The organism is Paenibacillus sp. CMAA1364, assembly GCF_054373195.1.
Genome location: NZ_JBITNB010000004.1, coordinates 163,997 through 176,905 on the forward strand (window position 1 = coordinate 163,997; position 12,909 = coordinate 176,905).

General features: G+C 40.5%; 10 protein-coding genes. 3 read left to right on the top strand and 7 right to left on the bottom strand.

All coding sequences use genetic code 11. From position 1 onward, the window contains the following. The first annotated feature begins 89 nt into the window (after positions 1 to 89). Together ACH8E3_RS05275 and ACH8E3_RS05280 are read left to right on the top strand one after the other, a co-directional pair. Positions 90 to 989, top strand: coding sequence for a TetR/AcrR family transcriptional regulator (locus ACH8E3_RS05275; protein WP_458631564.1), 900 nt, complete (start codon positions 90 to 92; stop codon positions 987 to 989). A 62-nt stretch (positions 990 to 1,051) separates the two neighbouring features. After that, positions 1,052 to 4,180: an efflux RND transporter permease subunit gene (locus ACH8E3_RS05280; protein WP_458631565.1), complete on the top strand. Its 3,129-nt coding sequence runs from the start codon at positions 1,052 to 1,054 to the stop codon at positions 4,178 to 4,180. Between the two features lie 183 nt (positions 4,181 to 4,363). Here ACH8E3_RS05280 and ACH8E3_RS05285 read toward each other — a convergent pair whose 3' ends face one another. Continuing rightward, positions 4,364 to 5,047 carry a TorD/DmsD family molecular chaperone gene (locus ACH8E3_RS05285; RefSeq protein ID WP_458631566.1) on the bottom strand — a complete coding sequence of 228 codons (684 nt, stop codon included), beginning with the start codon at positions 5,045 to 5,047 and terminating at the stop codon, positions 4,364 to 4,366. A gap of 470 nt (positions 5,048 to 5,517) precedes the next feature. Here ACH8E3_RS05285 and ACH8E3_RS05290 point away from each other — a divergent pair, with 470 nt between their 5' ends. Further along, on the top strand, positions 5,518 to 6,792 hold the full coding sequence (locus ACH8E3_RS05290; protein ID WP_458631567.1) for an MFS transporter: 1,275 nt from the start codon (positions 5,518 to 5,520) through the stop codon (positions 6,790 to 6,792). 66 nt (positions 6,793 to 6,858) lie between these two features. Here the strand turns inward: ACH8E3_RS05290 and ACH8E3_RS05295 are convergent, their stop codons facing one another. The 6 genes from ACH8E3_RS05295 to dagF all read right to left on the bottom strand — a co-directional run bounded on the left by ACH8E3_RS05295 (position 6,859) and on the right by dagF (position 12,909). Further along, positions 6,859 to 8,535 carry a glutamine--tRNA ligase/YqeY domain fusion protein gene (locus tag ACH8E3_RS05295; RefSeq protein WP_458631568.1) on the bottom strand — a complete coding sequence of 559 codons (1,677 nt, stop codon included), beginning with the start codon at positions 8,533 to 8,535 and terminating at the stop codon, positions 6,859 to 6,861. A 107-nt stretch (positions 8,536 to 8,642) separates the two neighbouring features. Next, positions 8,643 to 9,131 (bottom strand): N-acetyltransferase family protein, encoded by a 489-nt coding sequence (locus ACH8E3_RS05300; protein ID WP_458631569.1) that lies wholly within the window; start codon positions 9,129 to 9,131, stop codon positions 8,643 to 8,645. A 235-nt stretch (positions 9,132 to 9,366) separates the two neighbouring features. Further along, positions 9,367 to 10,155 (bottom strand): formate/nitrite transporter family protein, encoded by a 789-nt coding sequence (locus ACH8E3_RS05305; RefSeq protein WP_458631570.1) that lies wholly within the window; start codon positions 10,153 to 10,155, stop codon positions 9,367 to 9,369. Positions 10,156 to 10,420: 265 nt separating this feature from the next. Beyond that, a complete protein-coding gene (locus tag ACH8E3_RS05310) occupies positions 10,421 to 11,137 on the bottom strand; it encodes a GntR family transcriptional regulator (protein WP_458631571.1) in 717 nt (238 codons plus the stop codon). A 7-nt stretch (positions 11,138 to 11,144) separates the two neighbouring features. Then, on the bottom strand, positions 11,145 to 12,161 hold the full coding sequence (locus ACH8E3_RS05315; RefSeq protein ID WP_458631572.1) for a sugar kinase: 1,017 nt from the start codon (positions 12,159 to 12,161) through the stop codon (positions 11,145 to 11,147). Further along, positions 12,154 to 12,909 carry a 2-dehydro-3-deoxy-phosphogluconate aldolase gene (gene dagF / locus ACH8E3_RS05320; RefSeq protein WP_458631573.1) on the bottom strand — a complete coding sequence of 252 codons (756 nt, stop codon included), beginning with the start codon at positions 12,907 to 12,909 and terminating at the stop codon, positions 12,154 to 12,156. The genes ACH8E3_RS05315 and dagF overlap by 8 nt, the downstream gene beginning before the upstream one ends.

The window sequence follows — 12,909 nt, forward strand, 5'->3', positions numbered from 1 at the left end:
TAAAGTTGTAACACATTCGATTATACATTATAATCTGACCATAGAGTCGATAATAGAACCTACGGGTTCTGAAAGGAAGTGCACACCGATTGCTCGATAAACAACTGGATAAGAAAACTCATATTTTAAAGACAGCTTTACAACTATTCTCTACGCAAGGTATTTCCTCAACATCGATGCAAGAAATTGCAGAGGTATGTGAAATGTCGAAAGGTAGTCTGTACCTTCATTTCAAATCAAAAGATGAATTGGAAGAAAGCATTTATTTGTACTGCTTCCAGCTATTTAGGGACAGTATTATGCAAGTGGAACAAGATATACATCTTTCACCTAAAGAACAGCTCCTTAAACAAGTCGAGGTTGTACTCAGTCATCTCATTGAATTACGGGAATTCGTAAAGAGACAATTCATAGAGGGTACTGGGCCAAGCAAGAAGCATGATTGCATGCGAGAAGATCATCTTCGTATGCTCCACTGGTTCAAAGCGAAACTGGAATCGATCTATGGACCTAAGGTCGAGCCTTACACGATCGACCTTATCCTATTCTTCAGTGGGATATTGTTCTCTTATCTACGTATGTTATTCGTTCCTAGTCTACCATTGAATATTCATAAAATGTCGCAACATCTTATCTCTATGTTGGATGCGGTAGCTGAGAGTGTTATGTCTCAGAATGCTGAACCTTTAGTTAGCTCAGAGGTCTGGTCACACTGGATGAGCCAGTGCAGAGAACAAGCAGATATCAGACGTCATCCACTTCAAATCATGAAAGATATGAAGGATACACTTAAAACAATCTCACTTGATGCATCTTCTTCTAAAGATGCGCTAGAATCCATACATATTCTTGAGAAGGAGATTGTCACCGCTCAACCTCGAAGGGTTATTATTATCGGTATGATAGGTAATTTACAGCATGTCTCTCCTTTGGAGGCTTTACTCATGGAACTAAAGGAGATTGTGGCCTTATTGCCCGTCCATAATTAACATTATCCTGATTCATTGACTATATTACAAAACTAATTAGCGTGAGGAGCAAAATTACACACATGAAAAAGTTCATTGATTTCTCGTTAAATAATAAGTTTGCCATCTGGATCTTAACGATCATCGTCACTGCTGCAGGGTTATTCGCAGGCGTATCGATGAAACAAGAAACGATGCCTAACATCAGCATCCCATTCCTTAATGTCATTGCGGTCTATCCTGGTGCAGCACCTGAGGGTGTTGTTCAAGATATTACTCTTCCACTTGAGACCAGATTACGCAATGTTGATGGTGTCAAGACGATCAACTCTACTTCAATGGAGAATGCCTCGTCCGTAGCCATGGAATTCGATTATGGTACTGACTTAGATCAAGCCACAGCAGCTGTCCGCGAGGCACTTAATGAGGTAGTGCTACCCGAAGGTGCACAGAAACCTACCATTTCTAAGTTCAGTTTCAGTTCATTTCCCGTTATATCTCTTAGCGCTTCAAACAATGAAGCCAAAAATCTTGAAGAATTAACCCGTCTTATTGAAAACCAAGTGAAGCCGGAATTAGAGAAACTTGAAGGTGTAGCTTCAATAAGTATATCAGGACAATATGTACGAGAAGTTCAATTAAAGTTCAATGAAGCCAAAATGACTGAATTGGGTCTGAAAGAAGATACCATTCAAGGCATTGTGCAAGGTTCGTCTATACGTGCGCCTCTAGGCTTATTCAACTTAGATAAATCGGATAAGGCTGTCGTTGTGGACGGTAACATCATTGATCTGGAGGACTTGAAGAATCTTGCCATTCCAGTCATTCCTAACATGAGTGACGCAACACAAGGACAGGGCACATCCGTACAGAACAATTCACAACAGGCGAATCTACCTACAACCATGGGAATTCCTACGATTAAATTAAGTGAGATTGCAGATATTCAAGTCATTGGTCAAGCAGAGTCCATCTCTCGTACGAACGGCGTCGAATCCATCGGTATTTCTATTGTCAAAGACAACGATGCCAACACCGTCGATGTCGTCAATGCTGTAAAAGATAAAGTAAAGGAACTAATAAAAAGTTATGATGGCCTTGAACTCATCACATTGCTGGATCAAGGTCAACCTATTGAAGATTCCGTGAACACGATGCTAAATAAGGCATTATTCGGCGCATTATTTGCCGTCATCATCATTCTGATCTTCTTGCGTAATATACGCTCCACCATTATATCCGTCATCTCCATACCCTTGTCACTTCTTGCAGCCGTACTTATTCTATGGCGCATGGATATCACCTTAAATATGATGACATTAGGAGCAATGACCGTTGCCATAGGTCGGGTTATTGATGACTCCATTGTCGTCATAGAGAATATTTATCGACGGCTAGAGAATCGCGATGAGAAGCTACGTGGTCGCGATCTAATTCGTGAAGCCACATGGGAAATGTTCGTTCCTATTATGTCGTCTACCATCGTTACTATCGCTGTGTTCCTTCCATTGGCATTTGTTAGCGGTATGGTGGGTGAATTGTTCCTTCCTTTTGCATTGACCATGGTATTTGCCTTATTGGCATCTCTAATTATTGCGATTACGATCGTACCTATGCTTGCACATACCCTGTTCAGAAAAGGAATTTCTTCGACAAAACGCACACACAAAGAAGAGTTGGGTAGACTCGCTAAGGGATATCAACGGATTCTCAATTGGTCTCTATCCCATAAAGCGATTACCTTCGGCTCAGCTATTCTCTTACTAGCGGGTAGTCTGATGTTGTATCCATTGATCGGAACGAGCTTCATGCCAGAACAAAAGGATAAATTCGTCATGGTGACCTATTCACCAGAACCCGGTACACAACAAGATGTTGTTGAGAAGTTAGCGCTGCAAGCTGAGGAGCTCATTCTGAAACAACCTTCTATTGAAAAGATGCAATATTCTATTGGGGGCAGCAATCCAATGGGAGGCGTAAGCACATCCAACTCAGGCCTCTTCTATATTGAATACAACACGAATACGAAGAACTTTGAAGATGTTCAGAAATCACTTATTGCAGATCTTCAAGAAGAGATTCCTGTTGGTGAGTGGGCGTCTCTCGATATGACTGGAGGTATGCTTGGAAGTGGATTAAGTGTCAGTGTGTTCGGAGACAGCTTAGAGGATATTACCCCTGTGTCCGATAGCATTCTTCAACTTGTACAAGATGACACGACACACTTCGAAAAAGCAAAGACAAGTCTATCTACTTCGTATGATCAATACACGATCGTAGCTGATCAACAGAAGTTAAGCTCGTTAGGATTAACCGCGGGTCAGATCGCTATGAAGTTAAGCCCTGTTCGGGAGCGTCCTGTACTAACCGAAATTGAAGTGGAGAATAAAACATATAAAGTGTATATCGAAACTGAACGTTCTGAATATAAGACGATCGATGAAATCTCAAACGAAAAGATTATGTCTCCGCTCGGTATGGAAGTTGCCATTAAAGATGTTGCGCGAGTAGAAAAAGGTCATACGCCGAACTCTATCACACGTACCAATGGCAAAATGGTCGTATCTATAACGGCTAATATTATCACGGCCGATGTCGGCAAAGCATCTACAACCTTACAGAAGAAAATAGATGCGATGGAGAAGCCTGATGGTGTCGATATTACGTTCGGCGGTTCTACTGAACAAATTAATGATACGTTTACACAACTTGGTCTTGCGATGTTAGCAGCCATTGCCGTTGTATACTTCATACTCGTGGTGACCTTCGGCGGAGGTCTGGCGCCATTTGCCATACTCTTCTCATTACCATTCACAGTCATTGGCGCCCTTATTGGTCTACTGATTGCTAAAGAAACATTAAATGTATCTTCATTAATGGGTGCGTTGATGCTCATCGGAATTGTTGTGACCAATGCCATCGTACTGATTGACCGTGTCATCCGCAAGGAAAAGGAAGGGCTATCTACACGCGAGGCATTGCTTGAGGCTGGTGCTACTCGACTTCGTCCTATCCTTATGACTGCACTTGCTACCATAGGTGCATTGGTACCGCTAGTAACTGGCTTGGAAGATAGTGCGGGAATCATTTCCCGTGGGCTCGGCATTACTGTTATTGGAGGTCTAATCAGTTCCACAATTCTAACACTGGTCATTGTACCTATTGTGTATGAATTCTTGATGAAATTCAGTAAACCAAAGGAACTTGATTAACTACCTCACAACATATAATGAATTAACAAAGGAACGCACCTCTTTTCCTAAGGAATCGAGTGGCGTCCCTTTGTCATTACCGAAAGAGTATCCGATGTACATGTGAACATACAAAAAAGCCAATTCCCATGGTTGCTAGAGGAATCAGCTCATCCTAATCTCATATTTAACTTGTATTCCAACTTAGGTTAATTGTTCTCTCCACAACCGTAACATTTCCATGTCATTTGGTATGAAATCTTTCAGAATACTTCCAATTGCTTTGTATAGCGGGCTCTGTGCCATATACATTAAGTCTTCACCAAATCTAGGAACCCAGCTCATAAGATGTCTCTCTAAAAATCTGATCTGGTCATCAATCAATGCAAGTTGCGCGGTCCGAATACGTCTGCCATCTATCGTTCGTTCGGCTAGAATAGCCATGTATTCGAGTTCAATCCAAATGTTATCATCTTGTTCATGATTCAATTTATTAAATGATATTCCTGACTGAACATAAATCTCGCGAATGTCTGAAGTCCAATCTACATCTTTACCTTTTAACTTCACTACATAATCTCTTTCACATAGTGATGGGAATATGGGGTGCATACTATGAAATAAACGTTGATATTCATGCTTCTCTATTTCGCAGATCTTGACCAGTTGTCCTGGCATAATATCATTGAGATAGTTCCTCAACAATTGTCCACCTGCCGTAAGTAATGTTTCCTCGCGTGTAATCATATGATGTCTCCATTGTGTCACAAGCGACATTCTTGGATGCCGTGCTAAGAAATCTATAAGCAATTGATATACCCAGACTCTTCCTTGTCTCCATCTTACACATTCTTCAGTATCTTTGAGCAGTTCCATGGTTAGCGACACAGAGTGTAACCCCCTTAATGTACTATCATTGATTGGAGATGAGCAAATATACACAATATAGTTCATGAAAGCAACTTCATCTAATATATTGATAATACCTTAAATGTTATATATTTCATGTGACAAATTTCACATTGCAGTGCATATCTCTTTACAATAAAAAAATATGATTCCCGTCATCGACAGTCATCATATCAAGGAATTACTAGCATACGATTACTAGGGGAAACCGTTGCTCTTGTTTCTCAGTATAAAACATTTTGTAAGCGTTTACTAGATTTTTTTATGTTTTTCTTTGACTATTGTCTAATTTTATGATTATATGGAAATTTGTTGGTTTGAATCCCCTTTCAACACATGGTAAAGTGAACATACTATAAATCATTGATTGCCATGATTGAATTGTATTCAAGTGGAGGGATTGATATGCTTCGCTCCTTAGGGCACAGCAATTCATCACATGGAAAGGAATGTCGATATTGAATGAACCCATAGATGATAAATCTGCTCTATCTTCGCTTAAATCTTTTAGTTTCTTCCTATATGGTTCCATGGTTATCTTCACAAGCTTCTTTCAACTGTATCTTCAGGATGTAGGCATGACGAAGTTTGAAATTGGTACCCTTATGGCTATTGCTCCTTTTGTTTCTTTGTTTGCTAACCCTTTTTGGAGATATTGGGGAGATCGTTTACTTCATTTGAAACGTATCATCATCATCATGATGAGCGGAGCTGTTATACTTATACAGTTCGTATTTCAAGCTGATTCCTATGCTATGGTATATTTATTTATGACACTATTCTTTTTCTTCCAAACACCAATTTTCTCACATAGTAACAGTCTAATCCTTGGTTATATTCAAGATACATCTCGCTCATTTACTTCTTATCGCATCTGGGGTTCCATGGGTTGGGCAATAACTGCCATTTCTGCAGGTGTCATTCTGGATTGGACTGGAATATCCAAAGTCGCGACTGTATTTACCACATTTTTGCTACTAGCGATCGGTTCTGTGATGATGTTACCTTATTTACGACTTTCTTCCCATACACCAAAATTGCACTATAAGGGATTTACAAATGTTATTACCAACCGATATTTTCTATCCTTTCTTCTATTAGGAATGTTAGTATCGATTCCCAATGCTATGAATAATACATTTATGTCTTTATATATCATCGAGATCGGTGGGACTAAGCGGATTGTTGGATTTGCCGTGTTTCTATCATCCTTATTTGAAATCGGGATGTTCTTTCTGTTTGATCGTTACATGAAACGTAGAATATCATGGTTATTAGGTTGTCTCGCGCTAGTAAGTCTTCTGTTCAGTCTACGTTGGCTCCTCATGGCAGAGGCTACCCATCCGTTAGAGATAGCTGCCATTCAAGTGCTTCATTGTGTTACGTTTGGTGGATTCTTCTACGTTGGCACGCAACTTACACTACTGTTAATTCCTCGCCCCTATCGTAGTATGGGCCAAGCTGTATATACACTATCTTGGAGTGGCCTCTCTGGTGTCGTTGGAGCATTTATTGGTGGTTGGATGTTCCAGAACTTTGGTGCAGAAGCCATGTATAAAACAGGGATGTTATTTGCTCTAATTGGGGCGGCTGGCTTTGCTCAGATGTGGTTCATGATCAGAAAATACGGTTATCAATTGCCAGATATATTTGACAAAGGACATTTGAAACATGACGGTCAAGATGAATTTGAAGATTCAGATGAGAACGCTAGCCTACAATAAAGTATAAATAAGAAGAACCCACAGATATTGATCTGTGGGTTCTTCTTGTTCGTACCTCCGATGGATTTACTTCGTTACTGTAAATGAACTTTTAAGGGACACGACTCGATTGAACACGGGGTGTCCAGGTGTAGAATACTTAGAATCTACGTTAAAGTATCCATGACGGAAGAATTGGAATTTGGCCTGTGGCGTAACATCTCTCATTCCTGGTTCTATATAACCTTGAACAATCTCCATCGAGTTGGGATTGATCTGATCAAGGAATGACTTCTCTTGTGTTACATCAATCGATTCATCCACTTCCTCATCTTGGATAAGCGGTTCGTATAGTCGGAATTCAGCAGGAACGGCTTGGCTAGCCTCTACCCAATGTATCGTCCCTTTGACTTTGCGCCCCGTAAATCCACTGCCACTCTTCGTCTCTGGGTCATAGGTACAGTGGATCTCCATTACTTCACCATTCTCATCCTTGATAACTTCATTACATCTTACGAAGTAAGCATTCTTAAGTCTTACTTCATTTCCAGGAAATAGTCTGAAATATTTGTTCGGTGGATTCTCCATGAAATCTTCTTGCTCAATATAGATTTCTCGTGAGAAGGAAATCTGACGATTGCCCATCTCAGAATTCTCACTATTGTTCTCTGCCTCAAGTTGCTCTATCTGACCTTCTGGATAATTCGTAATAATGAGCTTCAGTGGATTCAGCACTGCCATGGTACGTGGTGCAGTCAACTTCAGATCTTCGCGAACGAAATGCTCCATCATTTGTCGATCCACGGTCCCTTGGCTCTTGGAAATACCCGTTTCCTCAATAAAGCTACGAATTGCCTGTGGTGTATACCCCAACCGACGTAAACCGGAGACCGTAGGCATACGAGGATCATCCCATCCATCCACATGGCCTTCGTCAACAAGTAGCTTCAGCTTCCGCTTACTCGTTAACGTCTGTCCGACATTCAAACGACCGAATTCGTATTGATGAGGTACGTTAGGCATTTCGCATTCCGCAACCACCCAATCATAAAACGGACGTTGATCTTCAAATTCTAATGAACAAAGAGAATGTGTTATCCCCTCAATGGCATCTTCTAATGGGTGCGCAAATGTATACATCGGATAAATACACCATTTATCACCTGTATTGTGATGATAGGTATGAGATATTCGATAAATAACAGGGTCTCGCAGATTAATGTTAGGTGAGGACATATCAATTTTTGCACGCAACACTTTTTGTCCATCAGCAAATTCTCCAGCACGCATGTCTTCAAATAATGTTAGATTCTCATCCACACTACGTTCACGATACGGACTGTTGGAGCCTGGTTCTGTTAACGTTCCTCGTGTCTCTCTAATTTCATTCGCACTGAGATCATCAACATATGCTTTGCCTTTCTTGATCAAGACGACCGCCCGCTCATACATTTCATCGAAATAATTAGAAGCAAAACGTAAATCATCCCATTCATATCCGAGCCACTTCACGTCTTCCTGGATAGATTGTACATACTCCATGTCTTCTTTGACTGGATTCGTATCATCAAATCTTAAATTGGTCTTTCCTCCGAATTCATCTGCCAAAGCAAAGTTAATGTAGATGGCTTTAGCATGTCCAATATGTAAATAACCGTTAGGTTCTGGTGGAAAACGAGTTAGCACTTCTTTCACTTTGCCTGATTTCAAATCTTCCGCAATCACATTCTTAATAAAATTGGAAGGTGTACTTACGTGCTCCATTACAATCAACCTTTCATTGTTAGGTATTCTATGTCACCTTGCTTATACTAACTATCATCATACAAATATACCTGTATTATGCGGATTGTTCAATCTCGATACAATACTTATAAGAAGTATGCCATGAAGATATCATCAACATATTGTCCACCTACATGGAACTCTTTCGCCAGTCTACCTTCTTGTACAAAACCACATTTCTTATAAAAAGAAGAAGCAACCGGATTCGTAGCAAGTACACGCAGACTTAATTTCGTAATTTCTTGCATCTGAGCCCATTTCTTCAATGTATCCATTAACCGAGTACCCACACCTTCATGTTGAAAATAGGGATCAACAGCTATATTAATCTCCCACACATGACGGTTCGTTCGAATGGATGTCGGATATCTAAATCCAACATATCCACACAGCTTATCATTTATAAACGCTACGAACTGTGAACCTGGTTGGCAATGGCGTAAGAAGTCTTCGCGACTTGTCCAATTCAAGGGTTCAGGTGAACTATCATCATTCCATACCATAGCATCTAAATTCATCAGCTGTTGGGCATCCTTCATTTCGGAAAGGCGGATCGCAAGCGTGCGTTGATTCATTCCCAAGTGTCTCACCTCATTCGTGTAACCCCCCTGTCATAACTTGACTACGGGTAGTGGTACGATTCGCTAATATATTACCGTTTATTCTATCATAAATCTTCTGCATTCAATAATAAAAAGGGATGAAGGATAGATGTTATCTACCACTTCATCCCTTATGAAATATGAATCTGCGATTATGATAAAGATATCACTTTCTCAGGAACACGTAGTTCTTGCAATATTAACGCTCTTAATGATCCAAAGATTCCTGTGGGCTCCGCAGGTATGCTACCCAATAGGCTAGAGCAACAAAGATGGCTCCACCCACTAAATTCCCTAACCACACAGGAATGAAATTCGTTACAAATTCACCCCAAGAGTAGTATCCTGCAAAAATTGCAGCAGGGATTAGAAACATATTAGCTACAACGTGTTGAAATCCAATAGCTACAAAAGCCATCGTTGGGAACCAAATACCCATGATCTTACCACTCATGTTATCTGCTCCATAAGATAACCAAACCGCTAATGCGACTAACCAGTTACAACCAATTCCGGATACAAATGCTTGAAGAAATGTCACATCTAACTTATGCCCGGCCATATCCACTAACTTTTCTAAATAGACACCAGATTCCGTCAAGCCAACAATATGTCCGAAGAAATACGCAATGAACAAAGCCCCTACCATATTACTTAATGTAATTAATATTAGATTCTTGCATGCTTCCCATGTAGAGATCTTCTTCGCAATTCGAGCCATGGGTACTGCCAACATGTTTCCCGTTAGCAATTCAGCACCAGCCAATAGAACTAGAATTAGTCCTAATGGAAATACGGCTGCGCCAATGAGATTAGAAACAGAACTCCATTCTGCAGGTGTACCCGCAGTTACACGGATTGCTAATAGAAATCCAAGCGATATAAAGGCTCCACCTAAGAAACCAAGAACAAGTACAGTAGAAAGTGGATTATGTGCCTTCGTCACCCCACTCTCTATAGTCACTTTGGCAATCTGTTGAGGTTTATAATAGGCCATAATCCAAACTCCCTTTTCCTTAAAATGATTACAAATTTAATGTTACATCCATACACGTCATATGATTCACATATCATATCATTTCCAAAAATATATTGTAATGATATAAGTTACTGAAAACCATAAAATCTTAAATTATGAATGTCATTTGACAGAAGTCTGAACTTCTTCGTATAACAACTCATCCATCATAAATAAATAAGAGAAGCGCTTAGATAATTCAACATTCATCTGGACGCTTCTCTTATTTAGCTATATTTCATACTTATACATCATATTTAACGATATAGTGCTGCATATCTGAAATATAATGACCTATACTGTATTCTATTAATCTGTCATTAGCATCATAAGAATATCGTAATCGTTTCAGCAATGTCTTACCATCTGACACAGACAGTACCTCAGCTATTGCTTCCGTTGCAACAGCCACAGTGAATTCATCTCGATAATGAGCCATATCGATATGATTCTCTTCAATAAGCTCATAGATGGATTGAATCTCTGTTATATCCACAGGCTCATTGGTTAACACGCTTGGTGACAAGAAATGAGTATAATGAATATACGGCTTGCCGTCCAAAACATATAACCGTTCAACTCGAAGACAACGTTCTCCAAACAAGTTAAATACTTCTGTCTGTTCTTCATTCTTCATCCAGTTGGATGTTAGTATCCGTTTCTCAATGATATGACCTTCTTCAACTAACAGTTCTGTAAAACGTTTCCCTTTGGATATGTTGGAGACCGATGTATTCCTAATAACAAGCGTCCCAATACCACTTTTCTTTTCTACATATCCTTCATGAGAAAGCTCTTGAATGGCATTTCTCACGGTCATCTTACTTACTTGGAATTCATCTTCAAGTTGGGGCTCGGATGGAATGTTCGTCCCTATTGGATAAAAACCATGCAATATTCGGTCCTTTATAATCTTCTTAATCTGCAAGTACAATGGTCCTTTTTTTCTAGAAATGGACATGATTCTCCTACCTTCCCACATCTAACCTAATCTCTGTCACAGCTTGCCATATTTCTGCTTCCGTCGAAGTTGGTGTATCACCTGCGACAGTATGTGCCAGCATTGCTGCTGTAGTTGCAAAAGACAAACTCTGCTTCGGTGTTAAGCCACATGTTTCACCATGAATAATGCCACTGGCGAATGCGTCTCCAGCACCAATTCTATCATATACGGAGAAGGTTAATTCCTTTGAAAATTCAAATTCATCCTCTTTGTACATATACCCTTTAAGTGAATGTGTATTCTCTGCATTAATTGTGCGATGTGTACCCGCTATAACAGCAATGTTATACTTTTTCGCCACTTGCGGAATAAGTTGTATCAGTTGTCCTATTCGTTCACTTTCTTCTGTAGCCATTCCTAGCGTGTGTCTGGCATCTTGTTCATTCATCATAACGATGTCGGATAGCTGCAGCATACGCTCATAATGCAGTCTCGCCTTGGCATACCCATCTACTCCCCATAATGAAGGTCGAAAGTTACAATCAAACACAACGATACCCCCATTGTCTTTAACCTTTTCTGCAAAATGAATCATCTGTTGCCTTATTGAAGCATTCATCGCTAAGCTAATCCCACAAAAATAGACCACATCTATTGCCTGGGAAATTCCATTGAAGTCATATACGCCTGCATTTGCTGTATTAAAGCTACTGTCTGATCGATTGGAATACGTGACACGACTTGGACGAGCACCGAATCCATTCTCCAAAAAGTACATGCCTACATAATTCCCACCTCTACGAATACTTGCCGTTGATATGTCCAACTTACGCAATTGTCCCATCGCAGCTTCTCCGATAGGATTGTCAGGTAACGTAGAAACAAGCTCGCATGCATGACCGTAACGCGCCAAGGCTGCTGCAACGTTCACGCCACTTCCAGAAAAGGAATAGTGAAGCGTGTTACTTTGGCTTAATGAATCAAACCCTGGCACCTGCAACCGCATCATCACTTCGCCAAATGCCGCAATTCTCTTAGCCATACTGAGCCACCAAAGCTTTTGTTGTTTCGTATAATACTCGCACATCTTCCACATTCGTACTACCCGACTTCTTATCAATAATAGATGTATATACATGTGGAATAATCTGCGGGACACCTTCCGCAAGAGCAATCTCTAGAATCGATGTGAAATTCTGCAGATCAATGCCACCTGTCGGCTCTAAGGCAAACCCTTCCTCACCGCAAGCCTTCGCCACAGCACGATACTCTTCTTCTAGCTTCAATCCTTGCATAGGATAATATTTCAACGCATTGCCACCCATATCTCGAACAAGCGCAATTGCCGCCTTAATGGGAATGATCGCTTGCTCATTTACTCCCGCACTGATGGGTCCCGTAGAAACATTCACATAACCCGGGCGACCACTTGGAGATACCAAGCTATTAATCCAACTATCACGACCGTTAAGATTAGCTCGCGTAGCTCCTACTAAGGGAAATATCTGGTTAATATGACATCCACCATAACTTCTAGCTATTTCTGCTACTACGATTCCTTGGCGATTATCCCCAGCACCAAGCCCTATAGATACCGCATCATCAATAGCTGCACCATATTGCTCCATAGCAACCACAGCTTCCTTAGCGTTAGAATAATCCTTCGATAGTACACCAACAACGACATGACCCTCTGCTGCCTCAAAGACTCTTTTAGCATTCTCAATACTATTGGTTAATACATTAAGTGCAACACGATTATTATAGAAACGTTCCTGTATAGTTGTCAT

Coding starts and splice junctions, on each gene's coding strand:
- ACH8E3_RS05300 (WP_458631569.1), bottom strand. CDS start 9,131: ATGAATCAACGCACGCTTGCGATCCGCCTTTCCGAAATGAAGGATGCC.
- ACH8E3_RS05315 (WP_458631572.1), bottom strand. CDS start 12,161: ATGGCTAAGAGAATTGCGGCATTTGGCGAAGTGATGATGCGGTTGCAG.
- ACH8E3_RS05280 (WP_458631565.1), top strand. CDS start 1,052: ATGAAAAAGTTCATTGATTTCTCGTTAAATAATAAGTTTGCCATCTGG.
- ACH8E3_RS05295 (WP_458631568.1), bottom strand. CDS start 8,535: ATGGAGCACGTAAGTACACCTTCCAATTTTATTAAGAATGTGATTGCG.
- ACH8E3_RS05305 (WP_458631570.1), bottom strand. CDS start 10,155: ATGGCCTATTATAAACCTCAACAGATTGCCAAAGTGACTATAGAGAGT.
- dagF (WP_458631573.1), bottom strand. CDS start 12,909: ATGACAACTATACAGGAACGTTTCTATAATAATCGTGTTGCACTTAAT.
- ACH8E3_RS05290 (WP_458631567.1), top strand. CDS start 5,518: ATGTCGATATTGAATGAACCCATAGATGATAAATCTGCTCTATCTTCG.
- ACH8E3_RS05310 (WP_458631571.1), bottom strand. CDS start 11,137: ATGTCCATTTCTAGAAAAAAAGGACCATTGTACTTGCAGATTAAGAAG.